This window comes from Streptomyces mutabilis, assembly GCF_014649815.1.
Classification (GTDB): domain Bacteria; phylum Actinomycetota; class Actinomycetes; order Streptomycetales; family Streptomycetaceae; genus Streptomyces; species Streptomyces mutabilis.
In genome coordinates, this window is sequence record NZ_BMTT01000006.1 from 225,648 (window position 1) to 241,270 (window position 15,623).

Genomic DNA, 15,623 nt, shown 5'->3' on the forward strand with positions numbered 1-15,623 from the left:
CCGCCCGGTTCGTCAACCCGGGAAGGTCCGATTCGCCCTTTCCGGCAAGTTGCGGTTGGTCGCCGCGGGGTCGCCGGTTCATTGCGAAGACGGCACATCCCTTTCCTTCGCCGCAGGTGAGCGCCATGATGGCGACCCGGCACACCCGCCCGTCCCCCTTCGCCAGCCGAGAACGAGTCCGCCGTGGCCCCCACCTTCCGCCGTCAGACCCTCGCGGGCGAGATGCTGGTCCTCCAGCTCGCCATCGTCGTGGTGGTCCTGCTCGCGGTGGCCGCCGTCTCGCTCGCTCAGTCCAAGGCCACTTTCAACCGGGTCGAGGGCCGCCGGGTCACCGCCCTCGCCGAACAGCTGGCCGCCACGCCGCTGGTACGCAGCCAGCTCCTGCGTCCGGTGCCGCAGAAGGCCCTGGCCCCGCTGGTCAACTCGACGCAGACCCAGTCCGGCGTCACCTCGGTCACCGTGGCCGACGCCGACGGCCGAGTCGTCAGCTCCACCGACCCCACGCTGATCGGCGGCCGGCTGCCGCGCGGCGAGGACGCCGCCGCGGGGCGCGGCTGGTCGGGACCGCTGACCGTGCAGGGCAGTCGGGAACTCGTCGCCCAGGTCCCGGTGCTCGGCGCCACCCGCCAGACCCTCGGCCGGCACCTCGGCACGGTGATGGTGGGCGAGGCCGACCCGACGGCCTGGCAACGCCTCAGTGGCGCCTCCTCCTACCTGCTCGCCTACCTGGGCATCGCCAGCGGCCTCGGCGTGGCCGGCTCATGGCTGCTCGCCCGGCGCGTCAAGCGGCAGACCCTCGGCCTGGAGCCGCGCGAGATCGCCGGGCTCGCCGAGCACCGGGAGGCCATGCTGTACGGCATCGCCGAGGGCGTGGTCGCCCTCGACCCGCAGCACCGGCTCACCCTGGTCAACGAGATGGGCCGGCGCCTGCTCGGCCTGCCCGCCGACTGCGTGGGCCAGAGCCTGGACGGCCTCGGCATCGACGGACGGCTGCGCGACGTCCTCGCCGGTGTCACGACCGAAGCGGCCGAACCGCGCGACGAGGTCGTCGTCCGCCACGGCCGGGTCCTGGTGATGAACCGCATGACAATCACCAAGAACGGCCGACCGCTCGGTTCGGTCACCACCCTGCGCGACCGCACCGAACTGGCCCGCCTGGAGCGGGAGATCGGCTCCTTCCGCTCCACTTCCGAGCTGCTGCGCGCCCAGGCCCACGAGTTCGCCAACCAACTGCACACCATCTCCGGGCTCCTCCAGATCGGCGAGCAGGACGAGGTGGTGCGCTACATCCGCGCGCTCAACCAGCGCCGCCAGTCCCTCGACGTCACCCTCAGCCGCCGGGTCCGCGACACCGCGGTCGCCGCGCTGCTGACGGCGAAGTCCTCCCTGGCGGCCGAGCGCAGGGTCGCCCTGCGTCTGTCGGACCGTACGGCGCTCGACCGGCTGGCCCCCGAGGACGCCGCCGACGTGGCCACCGTGGTCGGCAACCTCGTCGACAACGCTGTGGACGCCGCCGCGGCGTCCGGTGAAGGCCGCGGGGCCTGGGTCGAGGTCGAGCTCAGGCAGGACGCCTCCAGCGTCGAGATCGTGGTCCGCGACTCCGGGCCCGGAGTGGCCCCCGGACTGGCCCGCGAGGTCTTCTCGCACGGCTTCACCACCAAGGCCGCCCGGCAGGGCGAGCGCGGCATCGGCCTGGCTCTGACCCGGCTGGTCTGCGAACGTCACGGCGGTGAGATCTCGGTGACCAACACCCCGGAGGGGGCCATGTTCACCGCACGCATGACCGTCAGCCACCTCACCGACGCGGTGGCGGAAGGAGCAGCACCATGACGGGTACGAGCGGCGCGGCCGACGCGACCGCCACGACCGCCGTGCCCGGGGCGGGGGAGCCCGGGGCCACCGCCTCCGCGATCGGCGTCCTCGTGGTCGACGACGACTTCATGGTGGCCCGGGTCCACCGCGCCTTCGTCGAACGCGTCGAGCCCTTCCGGGTCCTCGGGGTCGCCGGCACCGGCGAGGAGGCCCTCACCGCCGTCGGTGAGCTGCGCCCCGACCTCGTCCTGCTCGACCTGTACCTGCCGGACGTCTTCGGCCTCGACGTCATCCCCAGGTTGCGCGCGGCCGGCCACGACTGCGACGTCATGGTCATCAGCGCGGCCCGGGAGGCGGACGCGGTGCGCGGCGCCGTACGGCACGGCGTGGTCGACTACCTGCTCAAACCGTTCGAGTTCGAGGACCTGCGGGTCCGGCTGGAGCGCTACGCCGTCCAGCGGGGCCGGCTCCTCGGCACGGTGGTCCGCAGCCAGGCGGACGTCGACCGTGTCCTGGCCGGAGCGGCGGCGCCCGTCGCTCCGGTCCCGGCGCTGCCGAAGGGCATGAGCGTGGAGACCGCCGAGCTGGTCGAACGCACCCTGCGTGCGGCCGAGGGCACCCTGTCGGCCAGTGAGTGCGCCGCGCTCACCGGCGTGTCCCGGGTCAGCGCCCGCCGCTACCTGGAGTACTTCCACACCACGGGCAGCGTGGACGTCTCCCTGCGCTACGGCGTGGCCGGCCGTCCCGAACGCCGCTACCGCCTCCGTGACGCGGTCACCGGCCGGGTGCTCCCGCCCGCAGCCCGTCCATGACGAAGTCCAGGAACCGGGTGACCCGCGGCTGCCAGTCCTCACCGGGATCGATCAGCCACAGACCGCCGATGACGAGGAAGAAGTCGTCGCCGGACACCCCGGGCCGGATGGTGCCGGCCTCCTCGTTCGCACGGAGCAGGAACTCGGCCGCGTCCATGACCGGGGTGGGCCGCGGCTTCTCCGGTGCCCCGGGCGCACTGGTGACCAGCCGGATCGCGGCCGCCAGGCCCGCCTTGGTCATGGCGAACTCGGCGAGGCGATCCATCCACTCGCGCAGGGCCCGGTCGGGTTCCCGGGTGGCCAGCAGTTCGGGCGCGGCGTCGGCCACCTGCTGCATGCCATAGCGGTAGACCTCCAGGACGAGGGCCTCGCGGTTGGGGAAATTGCGGTAGAAGGTGCCCTGCCCGACCCCCGCCTTCTTGGCGATGACGCTCAACGGGGCGTTCGCGCAGTGCGTCAGTTCCTCCGTGGCCACTTCCAGGATCCGCTCGCGGTTGCGCTGGGCGTCCGAGCGCAGGGGAGTGTCCGGCTTGTCTCTCTTCGGCTGCGGCACTCGTCCTCCTTCCGTGGCCGAATACCGACCTTGCTAAGCGGACAACTGTCCGTTACGTTTCCAGTGAGCGGACAGCTGTCCGGTTACCTGCCCACTCTAGCGGCGGAAGCGGCCGACGGCCCCCGCCCATCGATGCCCCCACTGCCTACAGCCAGTTTTCCCTGTCACCAGACACCAAAGAAGGCTGATCATGGCCCCAGCGCCCTCGTCGACGTCCAGTGCCGTCACCCTGAACATCAACGGCGAGAAGCACCAGCTGACCGTCGACCACCGCACCACCCTGCTCGACGCCCTGCGCGAGCGCCTCGATCTCACCGGTACCAAGAAGGGCTGCGACCAGGGACAGTGCGGTGCCTGCACCGTCCTGGTCGACGGGCGCCGCGCCGTGGCCTGCCTGAACCTCGCCGTCGCAGCCGAGGGACGCGAGATCACCACCATCGAGGGCCTGGCCGAGGGTGACCGGCTGCACCCGGTGCAGCAGGCCTTCCTCGACCTCGACGGCTACCAGTGCGGCTACTGCACCCCCGGCCAGATCTGCTCGGCGATCGCCGTCATCGAGGAACACGCGGCCGGCTGGCCCAGCGCCGCCACCGAGGACGTGCGGCCCGAGGCCGGACCGCCGCCCCTGACACCGGAGGAGATCCGCGAACGGATGAGCGGCAACCTGTGCCGCTGCGGCGCCTACGTCTCCATCGTCCAGGCGGTCGCCCGCGCGGCCGAGGCGCACGGCGAGGCGGACACGGAGAGCGCGAAGGAGACGGCCGCATGAGGGAGTTCGGATATCAGCGCGCCGGTGACGTCTCGGGTGCGGTCGCACTGATCGCCGCCGACCCCGACGCCCGCTACCTGGGCGGCGGCACCAACCTCGTGGACCTCATGAAGGCCGGCGTGGAACGCCCCGCCCGCCTCGTCGACGTCCGCGAACTCCCCCTGGACGGTATCGAACCCACCCCCGAAGGCGGCCTGCGCATCGGCGCCACCGTCACCAACAGCGACCTCGCCGCCCACCCCGAAGTGCGCCGCCGCTACCCGGCGTTGACCCAGGCGGTCCTGGCCGGCGCCTCCGGGCAGCTGCGCAACATGGCCACCGTCGGCGGCAACCTCCTCCAGCGCACCCGCTGCGGATACTTCACCGACCTGAGCAAACCGTGCAACAAGCGCGCCCCCGGCAGCGGTTGCCCTGCCGTCACCGGCGAGCACCACAACCACGCGATCCTGGGCGCCACCGACCACTGCGTGGCCGTCCACCCCTCGGACATGGGCGTCGCCCTCGCCGCCCTGGACGCCGCCGTCACGTACGAAACTTCTGACCGGCAGGGGAAGTCACCGATCGCCGACTTCTACCTCCCCGTCGGAGACACCCCGCACCGGGAGACGGCCCTGCCGCCCGGCGCGCTGATCACCGGCGTCGTCCTGCCGCCCGCCCCGGTCGCCGCCCGCTCCCGCTACCGCAAGGTGCGCGAGCGCGCCTCGTACGCCTTCGCCATCGCCTCGGTCGCCGCCGCGCTCGACGTCGAGGACGGCGTCGTACGCGACGCGCGGCTGGCCTTCGGCGCGGTCGCCTCGCGGCCCTGGCGGGCCCGTGCGGCCGAGAGCGTGCTGATCGGCGCGCCCGCCGACGGCACGACCTTCGGCACCGCGGCCGACGCCGAACTAGCGGCCGCGAGGCCGCTGCCCGACAACGGATACAAGGTGACCCTCGTGCGCAACCTCGTGGTGGCCGTCCTGACCGAACTCGCCGAGGAGGCCGCCCGATGACCACCGCCACCACCGGCCGCACGGAGGTCAAGGGGGCCGTCGGCACCGCGCACACGCGCGTGGAGGGCCGCGACAAGGTCACCGGGGCGGCGCGTTACGCCGGCGAGGTCCCCTTCGCCGATCTCGCCCACGGCTGGCTCGCCCTGTCCACGGTCGCCCGCGGACGCGTCCGCTCCATCGACACCGACGCCGTCCTCGGCATGCCGGGCGTGCTCGCCGTGCTCCACCACGGCAACGCCCCGCGCGTCGACACCGACTACATCGGCCTGCTGGGCATCCCGCCGGACCCGACCGCCGCCGTCTTCCAGGACGACCGGGTCCCGCACGCCGGCTGGCCGGTCGCCCTCGTCGTCGCCGAGACGCCCGAGCAGGCCCGGGAGGCCGCCGAGGCCCTCGTCGTCACCTACGACGAGGAGCCGCACGACACCGCGCTCACCTCCGACCATCCCGGCGCCTACCCGGCCGACGGGCACATGCCCGCCGAGACCGAGAAGGGCGACCTGGCGGCCGGGCTCGCCTCGTCCGCCTTCGTCGTGGACGAGGAGTACACCACCCCCGAAGAGCACCACAGCATGATGGAGCCGCACGCGGCCACGGCCCTGTGGGACGGCGGCCGGCTGGAGGTGATCGACTCCAACCAGGGCGCCACCTGGGTCCAGACCGAGCTGGCGAAGATGTTCTCCCTGGACGAGTCGGCCGTGCGGGTGCGTTCCGAACACATCGGCGGCGGCTTCGGCAGCAAGGGACTGCGCGCCCACCAGGTGTCCGCGGTGATGGCCGCGACCGTCCTGCACCGCCCGGTGCGCGTGGTGATGACCAGGCGTCAGATGTTCTCGCTGGCCGGCTACCGCAGCCCCACCGCCCAGCGCGTCCGGCTCGGCGCCGACGGCGACGGCCGGCTGCGCGCCCTGGAACACCGCTCGCTGAACCAGACCTCGACCGTGTACGAGTTCGTGGAGCCCGGCGCCGGCGTCGCCCGGGTCATGTATGACGCCGACGCCCATCGCACCGCCAACCACGTCGTACGGCTCGACGTGCCGTCCCCGACCTTCATGCGCGCGCCGGGTGAGGCGCCGGGGTCCTTCGCCATCGAGTCGGCGTTGGACGAACTCGCCGAGCGCTGCGGCCTCGACCCGATCGAACTGCGCCTGCGCAACGAGCCCGAAGCAGGACCGGTCTCCGGCCTGCCGTTCAGCAGCCGCAACCTGGCTGCCTGCTTCCGCGAAGGGGCCCGCCGCTTCGGCTGGGCCGAGCGCGACCCGCGGCCCGGAATGCGCCGCAACGGACGCTGGCTGCTGGGCACCGGCACGGCCGCGGCCTCGTTCGGCGCGGGTGCCGGCCCCTCCACGGCCCTGCTGACCGCGGAGGCCGACGGCACCTTCACCGTGCGGATCGCCGCCGCCGACCTCGGCACCGGCGCCCGGACCGCGCTCACCCTGGTCGCCGCCGACGCGCTGGAGGTCACGCCCGAGCGGGTCCGGGTCCGGATCGGCGACAGCGACTTCGGACCGGCGATGATCGCGGGCGGCTCGATGGGCACCCGCTCCTGGGCCTGGGCGATCACGGAGGCGGCCCGCGACCTGCGGGAGCGGCTCGCCCTGGGCACGACCGTCCCCCCGGAGGGCATCACCGTGCGTTCCGACACCACCGCTGCACTCGGCGCCCTCGCGCAGAAGGAACGGCACTCGTTCGGGGCGCAGTTCGCCGAGGTCGCCGTGGACACCGCCACCGGCGAGGTGCGGGTGCGCCGCATGCTCGGCATCTTCGCGGCGGGTCGCATCGTCAACCCCCTCACCGCCCGCAACCAACTCGTCGGCGGCATGATCTGGGGCATCTCCATGGCCCTGCACGAGGAGGCGGTCCGGGACCGCTCCACCGGCGGCCTGTACGCCCCCGACCTCGCCGGCTATCACGTCGCCACGCACGCCGACGTGGGCGACATCGACGCGGACTGGGTGGAGGACCACGACCCGGACGACCCGGTCGGCATCAAGGGCGTCGGCGAGATCGGCATCGTCGGCGCGGCGGCGGCCGTCGCCAACGCCGTCTGGCACGCGACCGGCGTACGCCACCGCAGCCTCCCGATCCGTCCCGACCGCGTGCTCTCGGCGACGGCGCCCACAGCCGGGGGCGGGGCGGATGCTTGACATCGCCGACGAGCTGAACGGCTGGCTGGAGGAGGGCCGGGAGTTCGCCGTCGCCACCGTCGTCTCCGTCGGCGGCAGCGCGCCGCGCGGGCCAGGAGCCGCCCTCGCCGTCGACAGCGAGGGCACGGCGATCGGCTCGGTCTCCGGCGGCTGCGTGGAGGGCGCGGTGTACGAGCTGTGCGCAGACGCCCTCCGCAGCGGCGAGACGGTGCGCGAGCGGTTCGGCTACAGCGACGAGGACGCCTTCGCGGTCGGCCTCACCTGCGGCGGGATCATCGACGTGCTGGTCACACCGGTCGGCACGGGGGCGCCTTCGCGGGAGGTGTTCCGGGCGGTGCTGTCCACCGCCGCCCGGGGCGGCACCGCGGCCCTCGCCCGGGTCGTCGAGGGCCCCGCCGAACTGCTGGGCCGGGCGCTGCTGGTCCGCTCCGACGGCTCGTACGAGGGCGGTCTCGGTGGCCACCCGGACCTGGACCGCACGGCGGTCGCCGAGGCCGGCGCCCTGCTGCACGCCGGCCGTACCGGCACGGTCGGCCTCTCGGAGGACGGCTCGCACTGCCCCGGCGGGCTCACACTGCTGGTCGAGTCCAGGGTGCCGCCGCCCCGCATGATCGTCTTCGGGGCGGTCGACTTCGCGGCGGCGCTGGTGCGGGCCGGCAAGTTCCTTGGCCACCACGTGACGGTGTGCGACGCCCGGCCCGTCTTCGCCACGCAGGCCCGCTTCCCCGAGGCCGACGAGGTCGTCGTCGACTGGCCGCACCGCTACCTGCGCGGCACGCGCACGGACGAGCGCACGGTGCTGTGCGTCCTCACCCACGACGCGAAGTTCGACGTGCCGCTGCTGACGGAGGCCCTGCGGATGCCGGTCGCGTTCGTCGGGGCCATGGGCTCACGCCGCACCCACGAGGACCGGAACCGGCGGCTGCGCGAGGCGGGCCTGACCGAGCGCGAACTCTCCCGCCTCCGCTCGCCGATCGGCCTGGACCTGGGCGCCCGGACACCCGAGGAGACCGCGCTCTCCATCGCGGCGGAGATCGTCGCCCTGCGGCACGGCGGAACGGGGCGGCCCCTGACCGGCGGCGCGGCCCCGATCCACCGCGGGCTGACCGGGGCGGCGGCCTGACGGGAGCGGGAAGGGGCTGACGCCCGGCCGCGCCGGGCCGCCACCGGGACACCCCCGCGCCGGGGCCCCGCAGGCCGCGGGTCGGTCGGCTCCACGGTGAAGTGCCCGGCCCGCCTACGAGCGCGCGCAAGACCGCGTCGTCGTGCCACCGCGGGGCGCACAGCCGCACGATCCAACCCCCGAGGACCCAGGACCGCTTGCCGCTCACCGTCGGTGAGCACGTCCTACTCGCGCAGCACCCAGGGCGGACGCGACAGGTAGGGCGCCGCACGCCGCTCGCGGTCGTCCCGGATGACGCTACGGCTGTCCGGGCGCCGTTGACCGAAACGGCGCGGCCCCCGACGTCACCGGTACGCCCCGACCCGCCTCCCGGGCGCGGTCCGTCCCGACGACCCCGTGCTCCAGCAGCGGCCCGACCTCCAGCCCGGCCGCGCGGCAGTCGCGCACGATGCCGGGCAGGGCGGCGAGGGCGGCCCGCCAGCTGCCGGGGGCGGAGAGACGGTCGGTGTCGTGCAGGAGGACGGTGCCGCCCCCGCGCAAGTCCGCCGTCACGGTGGCCCGGACCGAGGCGGGTGTGGCGTCCTGCCGCCAGTCCTTGCCCCACGCCGTCCAGAGCACCGGCCGGAGTCCGGCCCGGCGGCACGCAACCCAGCGGCCGGAGGTGAGGATGCCGTAGGGCGGGCGGTACCAGAGCGGGACCTGCCCGGTGATCTCGCGCACCACGCCGACGGCCCGCCCCAGCTCGCGCGTGTCCCGCGCCGGTGACGGCAGCCAGGGACGGTGGTGCGTCCAGCCGTGGACGGCGAGTTCGTGCCCCCGCCGGGCCAGCTCGCGGGCCTGGGCCGGGTGACGTACGACGTTCTCGCCCACGACGAAGAACGTCGCCCGCACCCCGAGCCCGTCCAGCAGGTCGAGGAAGTGCGGCGTGGAGACCGGGTCGGGGCCGTCGTCGAAGGTGAGGGCGACATGGCCGGGGCGGCCCTGTCCGGCCAGCCCGGGGAACCGGCGCCGGCGCAGCACCGGCAGCCAGGTCGCGGCCGGACCGATGTGGGCCAGCACGGCGACGAACGGAGCGACGGCGCACACCGCCGGTCCGGCACGCAAACCCTCACGCATGCGTCCGTCTCCCGTCCCCGTCCGCTTACTGCTTCCGTCTCCGCCCGTTCCGACCACCTCGCCCCGCGCGCCCGGCGCGGTGCCGGGCGGCGGGTGGCCCGCCTCGGGGCAGCCCGGTCACCCCTTCCGCCGGCCCGCGGGCCCGTCCCGCGCCGCCGGCGCCGTGTCCCACGCACCGTGCACCGACGGCGCCCGCGCCAGTCCCACGCTGCCGAGGCCGATCAGAGCCACGCCGACCAGTTCGGGTAGCACCCGTACCCCGAGCGCGATCTCCTCGCCGAACAGCGCCCAGCCCAGGGCCACGCTGGTCAGCGCGTCGCCCAGGGTCAGCGCCGGTTGGGACGCCGCGAGGGTTCCCGCGCGCAACGCGCTCTGCAACAGCAGGAAGCTGACCACGCCGACCACTCCCGTGGCGTACACCGGCCACTGGGCCAGCACCGCACCCACCCCTTGCGGAAGCCGCCCGGTGACCTCTTTGAGCAACGCCGCCGTACCACCGAACGCCACGGCCGACGCCGACCCGAACAGAGCGGCCCGGGGAGCGCCCCGCACCAGGCTGCCGGCCGAGGCCAGGGCAGTCACCACGACGAACAGCGCCAGGCCCGCCCAGCCCCACCGGCCCGGCGTCGCGGTGTCATGGCCGACCGACGGCGCGGCGGCGCCCAGGAACAGCGAGAGTCCCGCGGCCAGCGCCACGAACGCCAGCCAGGTCCGCGGGTCGGGCCTCCGGTGGAAGACCAGACTGCCCACCATCAGGGTGAACAGCAGCTCACTGGCCATCAGCGGCTGCACGACGGCCAGACTGCCCACCGCCAGCGCGGCCCCCTGAAGCACCGTCGTCAGCGCCAGCAGTGCCGCCCCGCCCACCCAGTAGCGGTCGCGCACCAGACGCAGCAGCGAGCGCACCACCGTGTGCCGGGCACCCGCCCGGTTCTCGTCCTGCGCCGCCGCCCGGCGCTGCAGCACCGACGCCGCCGCGTTGGACAACGCCGCGAACAGAGCCAGGACGACGGTAAGGGCACTCACCGCCGCGCACTCCCGCTCATCCGGACCTCACCCGCACCGCACGGCATCCGCACCGCACGACCGCCGCACGCACCGCACGTCATCCGAACCGCGCGGCCAGCCGCCGGTACAGCCCCGGTGCCGTGCCCCGCACCCGGCACGGCAGTCGTAGCCAGCCCGGCACGTAGACCTCGTCCCGGCCCCGGACAACAGCCGTCCGCACCGCCTCGGCCACGCGCTCGGGCGGCACCGGACGCGGCCGGGAGCGTCGGTAGGGAGCGCCGCGACGCTCGAAGAACGGGGTGTCGATCACACCGGGCACCACGTGCGTGACCCCCACGCCGGTGCCGCGCAGCTCGTAACGCAGCGCGTCCGCGAAGCCGCCGATCGCGGCCTTGGCCGCGGAGTACACGGCCTCGTCGCGCACCGCCACACTGCCCGCCAGTGACCCGATGAGCACCACCCGCCCCGACCCCGCCTGCACCATGCCCGGCAGCACCAGCCGCACCAGCCGCAGTGTGGCCGACACGTTGATGTCGAGCACCTCGTCGATGGCGTGCCAAGGCATGTCCAGGAACTCGCCGGCCCAGCCGACCCCGGCACCCGCCACCAGCAGGTCCACCGGGCCCAACGTGGTCAGCGTGAAGTCGGCGAGCTGCCGGTCGGCGCCGGGCAGGGTGAGATCCGCGGCGAAGGCGGTGGCCGAGGCGTCCTCGGCGACCTCGCGCAGCCGCGACGGGTCACGCCCGCTGAGCACCAGCCGCCAGCCGCCCTCCTCGCTCAACCGGCGGGCCACGGCCGCGCCGATGCCGGAGGACGCACCCGTCACGAGAGCCGTGCGCGTCCGAGTGCCCCGCCCGCCGACGGGCTCCCGCCGGGGCCCGGCGCGGTCCGCGTCGGGCTCGACGACCTGCGGTCCGGGAACCGACCGGGGACGGGAGAACGCATGGGACATGAGGACCACCTTGGCTCGGGGCGGACGCCTGAGCCCGGCCGGCCGAGCTGTCGGGCTCGGTTGTCCGGCTGGTCGGGCGGTCACGGAGTATCCCTGGTGAGACGCCCGAAACACCCGCTTATGTGGTGGTTTGGGGCACGCTGAGTGGGCAACTGGAGCGCCGTGCGTCCTCGCAGCTCGCCCGCGCGCCCGCCCCGCCGGCCCGCCACTCCCCGCCCGGTGCGGGGAGGCAGGCGTCTGCTGGTCGTCAGCGCGAGCATGGGCGCCGGGCACGACACGGTCGCCGCGGAGCTGGTCCGCCGGGCCCGGGAACACGGTGACGACGCCTGGGTCGTCGATGTCCTCGCCCTGCTGCCGTACGGCCTGGGCACCGCGCTGCGGTACTTCTACCGCGAGTCGGTGCGCCACTTCCCGTGGGCGTACGCCGCCCTCTACCGTCTCTTCCTGAGCCCCGGCGCCGGACGCCGTCCCGGCGGGACCCCCCTGGCCCGGCTCGCCGGAGGCCGGCTGCGCGAGCTGGCCGAACGTTCGGGCAGCGACGTGGTCGTTCCCGTCTTCCACCTCGGAGCCCAGCTCACCGGCCACCTGCGTGCCCGCGGGCTGCTGTCCGTGCCCAGCGCCGTCCTCGTCATCGACTTCGCGGTCCACCGGCAGTGGTTCCACCCCGGCAACGACCGCTGCCTGTGTCTGACGGAGGACGCGGTCCGCGAGGTGCGGGGGAGCACCGGCACCGTCGCGGAGGCGTGCGGGCCCGTCGTCGCGCCGGAGTTCTTCGCCGACGCTCCCGGCGCGGACGGGTGGCGGGAGCTCTTCGACCGGCTCGGTCCCGGACGGCCCGCCGTGGTGCTCTCCGCGGGTGCCTGGGGAGTCGGCTCGCGCCTGGACACCACCGTCCGGCTTCTGACGGGGGACGGCTTCCTGCCGGTCGTGCTCTGCGGGGACAACGAGCGGCTGCGCCGCGACCTGTCCGACACACCGGGCGTACTCGCGCTGGGCTGGGTGACGGACATGCCCGGACTGCTGCACGCGGCCCGCGCCCTGGTGGACAACGCCGCCGGCCAGACCGCCGTACAGGCGCTCGCCGCCGGACTGCCGGTCGTGGGGCACCGCCCGATACCCGGCCACGGCGCTGACGGGGTCCGGCGCATGGCAGCGCTGGGGGTGTCGGAGGTCGCCGAGGACGACGCCGCGCTGCTCGGCGCACTGCGGCGGCTCACCGCCACCGGCCCGGCCCGGCAGGGGCGGATCGCCGCCGGACGCGCACTCTTCACGGGCGACGCCCTGACCCGGATACTCGCGCTCGCCGACGCCCACGCCCGACATGCCCGGCGGTGATACCGCGCCCGTTTCCCCGGCCGGTCCCGGGGGAACCCGGCCCGGCGGCGAGAACCGGTGAAGGAGGCGACGCCGTGCGGCTCGACGAATTCCTGACCCTGGTCCGCGATCGCGGCGAATATCACAGCGAGGACGAGGCCGAACAGGTCAGTACGGCGGTCCTGTGGGTGATCGCTTCCCGCATCGGGCCGGACGAGGCGGCGGGCCTGGCCTCCGACCTGCCCGCGCCCCTGGACGACGCGCTGCGCCTGGAACGCGGGCGTCCCGAGACATTCGGCCGCGAGGAGTTCCTCCGGCGCGTGGCCCAGCAGACCGGCGCCCGGCCACGCACCGCGGAATGGGACGCCGGCGCCGTGCTCTCCACCCTGGGCGAGGCGGTGCCCGGCGACCGCGTCGAGCACCTCCTGGCCCAGCTGCCCGAGGACTGTGCCGACCTCTTCGGCCGAAGGGGCGGTCCCGAAGGAGGCACCCATGACGGACGGTGAACAGCGTTACGACGGTGAGGAGGACGCCCCCCTCGGGGGATACGCGGCGCTCGCGACGACTTCGCGGCGGCGGTCGGGGCGTTCGCCGTGACCGAGCGGGAGGGCGAGGCCAGCGAGGTGATGGACGCCCCTCGCGGCACGGGGCTGCGGCGTGCCGTCGGCGACCTGGTCTCCTGCCCGTTCTGCACCTCCACCTGGGTCGCAGGCGGGCTGGTCGGCACCTACGCCGTCGTGCCCCGGGCCGCCCGTCTGGTGGCCGCCGGCCTGAGCGCCGTGGTGGTGTCGGACTGGATGCAGCACGCCTGGAGCGTGACCGAGCAGAAGGCCGAGGGGTGAGCGGACGACGGAGAGGACGAGGACCGCGGCGGCGGTCAGTCGCGCCCTGCCCGCTCCGCGCGCTCGGCGTGCAGCTTCTTCACCCGGGCCGCCTCCTTGCGCACGTCGGCCTGGACGGCCCGCTCCCGCTCCAGCCACTCCGGGCGCTCCTCCTTGAGCGCCTCGATCTGGTCGGTGGTGAGCGGCTCCGTGACCCCGCCCCGGTGCAGCCCCGCGATGGAGACGCCCAGCTTGGCCGCCACCACCGGTCGCGGGTGCGGGCCGTCGCGCCGCAGGTCGCGCAGCCAGGCGGGCGGGTCGGCCTGGAGCGCGTTCAGCTCGGCGCGCGTGACGACGCCCTCCCGGAACTCGGCGGGTGTGGCCTCGAGGTACACACCCAGCTTCTTCGCCGCGGTCGCGGGCTTCATGGTCTGGGTGTTCTGGTGCGACGTCATGGCGTCAAGGGTATCGAGCGTCTGCGCGACCGCCGACCACGCCCGGTGACCGCGGCTCCCGTCCGTGCCTGGTGACCACGGCCCGCGACCACGCCCGGTAACCTGGCCCGGTGACAGGCTCGGAAGAACCCCCCTCGTTCCGGCTCGCGTACGTCCCGGGGGTGACGCCCGACAAGTGGGTGCGCATCTGGAACGAGCGGCTGCCCGACGTCCCGCTGACCCTGACCCGGGTCCCCGCCGCCGAGGCGGGTGGCGTGCTGCTGGGCGGCGACGCCGACGCCGGGCTGGTGCGGCTGCCCGTCGACCGGACCGTCCTCAGCGCGATCCCCCTCTACACCGAGACCACGGTCGTGGTGATCCCCAAGGACCACCTCGTCACCGCGGCCGACGAGGTGACCGTCGAGGACCTGGCCGACGAGATCGTGCTGCACCCCCTCGACGACGTACTCGGCTGGGAGCGGCCGCCGGGCCGGCCCGCGCTCGAGCGTCCCGCCACCACCGCGGACGCCGTCGAGCTGGTGGCCGCCGGGATCGGCGTGCTGCTCGTCCCCCTGTCGCTGGCCCGGCTGCACCACCGCAAGGACCTCACGTACCGGACGGTCACCGACGCCCCCGGGTCGAGCGTGGCGCTGTCCTGGCCCGAGGACGCGCACACGGACCGGGTGGAGGACTTCATCGGCATCGTCCGGGGCCGCACCGTCAACAGCACCCGGGGTCGGCAGCCCGCGCAGGCACCGCCCAAGGGCGAACGGACGGAAGCCGCCCCCGCGCGGCGCAAGCAGGCGGCCGGGAAGCAGGCCGGGGGCGCCCGGCGTGGCGCGGGCGGCACCCCGAGAAGCGGCGGCAAGGGCGGCAGCGGCAAGGGCGCCCGGCGCGGCCGGCCGCGCCGCGGCTGAGGACACCGGGCGTCCGCCGCCCCCCCCCCCCGCATCACCGGACCGTCGGACTCTGACCGGGCGCCGAGGTGTTGACCTCCAGTCCGGGCGGCGCGCTGAGGGACAGCACCGGCTCACCCGGCTGCGGCGCCGGCGGAGTGAGCTGCACCTTGGGGAGGTTCGGCGGGGCCGACTGCTGGAAGTTGACCTGGTCGAAGTTGACCAGGCCGGTCTTCTCCAGCACCGTGATGTGGTCCAGCACCGTGTCGTTGGCCTGGTCGGCCAGCTGCCGCACGAGCGAGTTCTTGGTGTTGGCGCGGATGTCGGCGATCGCCGGGAAGATCTGCCCGTGCGTGATGCGCATGATGTTGACCGCAGTGGTGTCGAACTGCCTGCCCGTCGTCCCGTCCACGGTCGACACGAACTGCTGCTGCTGCGGGGAGGCCAGGTTGGGCAAGGCGATGCCCAGCTCCGGCGCGATGCGGCGGCAGGTCGCGTCGAGCCGGGCGTGCCCGACGACCAGGTGCTCGCCGACCTCCTTCATCTCCGGTGTCGTCCCCCGCTCCATCGCCATCAGCCCCAGCGGGTGCTCCCACAGCCCTGCCGCCCGCACCTTCACCACGAAGTCCCGGTCGGCCTCGGTGAGCGGCCCGTACACCGTGTTGGTGATGATCCGAGCCTGGTCGTTGCCCGTGTTCTGCACCCCCAGCATCGTCGGGTAGGCGAGCGCGGTGAGAGTGAGGACCAGGGCACCGGCCACGAAGGCGGTCCCTGCCGTGGTGCGCGTGATGCGCATCGTGCCTCCTGGAGCGGGAACGGGATCGGACACCAGGAGGTACGGATGCGGGCGGCGAACCGATCACCTTCCCGGGTGAAA

16 protein-coding genes are annotated in these 15,623 nt (G+C 74.4%); 10 read left to right on the forward strand and 6 right to left on the reverse strand.

The window, feature by feature from the left end; translation table 11 throughout:
* Positions 1 to 183 precede the first annotated feature (183 nt).
* Together IE142_RS15925 and IE142_RS15930 are read left to right on the forward strand one after the other, a co-directional pair.
* The gene (locus tag IE142_RS15925; RefSeq protein WP_191886382.1) at positions 184 to 1,830 is read left to right on the forward strand and encodes a sensor histidine kinase; all 1,647 of its coding nucleotides are present in this window, start codon (positions 184 to 186) and stop codon (positions 1,828 to 1,830) included.
* Positions 1,827 to 2,624, forward strand: a complete 798-nt coding sequence (locus IE142_RS15930; protein ID WP_191886383.1) for a response regulator — start codon at positions 1,827 to 1,829, stop codon at positions 2,622 to 2,624. The genes IE142_RS15925 and IE142_RS15930 overlap by 4 nt, the downstream gene beginning before the upstream one ends.
* Here IE142_RS15930 and IE142_RS15935 read toward each other — a convergent pair.
* Positions 2,587 to 3,177: a TetR/AcrR family transcriptional regulator gene (locus IE142_RS15935; RefSeq protein ID WP_191886384.1), complete on the reverse strand. Its 591-nt coding sequence runs from the start codon at positions 3,175 to 3,177 to the stop codon at positions 2,587 to 2,589. The two genes, IE142_RS15930 and IE142_RS15935, sit on opposite strands and share 38 nt — an antisense overlap.
* Before the next feature lie 190 nt (positions 3,178 to 3,367).
* Here IE142_RS15935 and IE142_RS15940 point away from each other — a divergent pair, with 190 nt between their 5' ends.
* From IE142_RS15940 to IE142_RS15955, 4 genes are read left to right on the forward strand one after another with little or no spacing between them, the layout of a single operon-like run.
* Positions 3,368 to 3,946: a (2Fe-2S)-binding protein gene (locus IE142_RS15940; RefSeq protein ID WP_191886385.1), complete on the forward strand. Its 579-nt coding sequence runs from the start codon at positions 3,368 to 3,370 to the stop codon at positions 3,944 to 3,946.
* Positions 3,943 to 4,935 (forward strand): FAD binding domain-containing protein, encoded by a 993-nt coding sequence (locus tag IE142_RS15945; protein ID WP_191886386.1) that lies wholly within the window; start codon positions 3,943 to 3,945, stop codon positions 4,933 to 4,935. Before IE142_RS15940 ends, IE142_RS15945 begins: the two co-directional genes overlap by 4 nt.
* On the forward strand, positions 4,932 to 7,082 hold the full coding sequence (locus IE142_RS15950; RefSeq protein WP_191886387.1) for a xanthine dehydrogenase family protein molybdopterin-binding subunit: 2,151 nt from the start codon (positions 4,932 to 4,934) through the stop codon (positions 7,080 to 7,082). Before IE142_RS15945 ends, IE142_RS15950 begins: the two co-directional genes overlap by 4 nt.
* Entirely contained in the window at positions 7,075 to 8,205 is a 1,131-nt protein-coding gene (locus IE142_RS15955; RefSeq protein ID WP_191886388.1) for an XdhC family protein, read from the forward strand. Before IE142_RS15950 ends, IE142_RS15955 begins: the two co-directional genes overlap by 8 nt.
* Before the next feature lie 297 nt (positions 8,206 to 8,502).
* On the opposite strand, the gene IE142_RS15960 is transcribed toward IE142_RS15955, so the two are convergent.
* The 3 genes from IE142_RS15960 to IE142_RS15970 all read right to left on the reverse strand — a co-directional run bounded on the left by IE142_RS15960 (position 8,503) and on the right by IE142_RS15970 (position 11,281).
* The gene (locus IE142_RS15960; RefSeq protein ID WP_191886389.1) at positions 8,503 to 9,321 is read right to left on the reverse strand and encodes a polysaccharide deacetylase family protein; all 819 of its coding nucleotides are present in this window, start codon (positions 9,319 to 9,321) and stop codon (positions 8,503 to 8,505) included.
* Positions 9,322 to 9,438: 117 nt separating this feature from the next.
* On the reverse strand, positions 9,439 to 10,347 hold the full coding sequence (locus tag IE142_RS15965) for a DMT family transporter (RefSeq protein ID WP_191886390.1): 909 nt from the start codon (positions 10,345 to 10,347) through the stop codon (positions 9,439 to 9,441).
* A gap of 79 nt (positions 10,348 to 10,426) precedes the next feature.
* Positions 10,427 to 11,281, reverse strand: a complete 855-nt coding sequence (locus IE142_RS15970) for an SDR family NAD(P)-dependent oxidoreductase (RefSeq protein WP_191886391.1) — start codon at positions 11,279 to 11,281, stop codon at positions 10,427 to 10,429.
* A 258-nt stretch (positions 11,282 to 11,539) separates the two neighbouring features.
* Between IE142_RS15970 and IE142_RS15975 the strand changes: the two genes are divergently transcribed.
* From IE142_RS15975 to IE142_RS15985, 3 genes are all read left to right on the forward strand, one after another.
* Positions 11,540 to 12,616, forward strand: coding sequence for an MGDG synthase family glycosyltransferase (locus IE142_RS15975; protein WP_191886483.1), 1,077 nt, complete (start codon positions 11,540 to 11,542; stop codon positions 12,614 to 12,616).
* A gap of 74 nt (positions 12,617 to 12,690) precedes the next feature.
* Complete coding sequence (locus IE142_RS15980) at positions 12,691 to 13,101, forward strand: DUF2267 domain-containing protein (RefSeq protein WP_100044909.1); 411 nt, start codon at positions 12,691 to 12,693, stop codon at positions 13,099 to 13,101.
* A gap of 87 nt (positions 13,102 to 13,188) precedes the next feature.
* On the forward strand, positions 13,189 to 13,437 hold the full coding sequence (locus IE142_RS15985; RefSeq protein WP_229830541.1) for a DUF1360 domain-containing protein: 249 nt from the start codon (positions 13,189 to 13,191) through the stop codon (positions 13,435 to 13,437).
* Between the two features lie 35 nt (positions 13,438 to 13,472).
* Here IE142_RS15985 and IE142_RS15990 read toward each other — a convergent pair whose 3' ends face one another.
* Entirely contained in the window at positions 13,473 to 13,871 is a 399-nt protein-coding gene (locus tag IE142_RS15990; protein ID WP_043375711.1) for a DUF5997 family protein, read from the reverse strand.
* A 110-nt stretch (positions 13,872 to 13,981) separates the two neighbouring features.
* Between IE142_RS15990 and IE142_RS15995 the strand changes: the two genes are divergently transcribed.
* On the forward strand, positions 13,982 to 14,767 hold the full coding sequence (locus IE142_RS15995; RefSeq protein WP_191886392.1) for a LysR substrate-binding domain-containing protein: 786 nt from the start codon (positions 13,982 to 13,984) through the stop codon (positions 14,765 to 14,767).
* 34 nt (positions 14,768 to 14,801) lie between these two features.
* On the opposite strand, the gene IE142_RS16000 is transcribed toward IE142_RS15995, so the two are convergent.
* Complete coding sequence (locus IE142_RS16000) at positions 14,802 to 15,542, reverse strand: DUF4142 domain-containing protein (RefSeq protein WP_191886393.1); 741 nt, start codon at positions 15,540 to 15,542, stop codon at positions 14,802 to 14,804.
* Positions 15,543 to 15,623: the final 81 nt, after the last annotated feature.

Coding starts and splice junctions, on each gene's coding strand:
- IE142_RS15930 (WP_191886383.1), top strand. CDS start 1,827: ATGACGGGTACGAGCGGCGCGGCCGACGCGACCGCCACGACCGCCGTG.
- IE142_RS15940 (WP_191886385.1), top strand. CDS start 3,368: ATGGCCCCAGCGCCCTCGTCGACGTCCAGTGCCGTCACCCTGAACATC.
- IE142_RS15945 (WP_191886386.1), top strand. CDS start 3,943: ATGAGGGAGTTCGGATATCAGCGCGCCGGTGACGTCTCGGGTGCGGTC.
- IE142_RS15950 (WP_191886387.1), top strand. CDS start 4,932: ATGACCACCGCCACCACCGGCCGCACGGAGGTCAAGGGGGCCGTCGGC.
- IE142_RS15955 (WP_191886388.1), top strand. CDS start 7,075: ATGCTTGACATCGCCGACGAGCTGAACGGCTGGCTGGAGGAGGGCCGG.
- IE142_RS15960 (WP_191886389.1), bottom strand. CDS start 9,321: ATGCGTGAGGGTTTGCGTGCCGGACCGGCGGTGTGCGCCGTCGCTCCG.
- IE142_RS15970 (WP_191886391.1), bottom strand. CDS start 11,281: ATGTCCCATGCGTTCTCCCGTCCCCGGTCGGTTCCCGGACCGCAGGTC.
- IE142_RS15975 (WP_191886483.1), top strand. CDS start 11,540: ATGGGCGCCGGGCACGACACGGTCGCCGCGGAGCTGGTCCGCCGGGCC.
- IE142_RS15990 (WP_043375711.1), bottom strand. CDS start 13,871: ATGACGTCGCACCAGAACACCCAGACCATGAAGCCCGCGACCGCGGCG.
- IE142_RS16000 (WP_191886393.1), bottom strand. CDS start 15,542: ATGCGCATCACGCGCACCACGGCAGGGACCGCCTTCGTGGCCGGTGCC.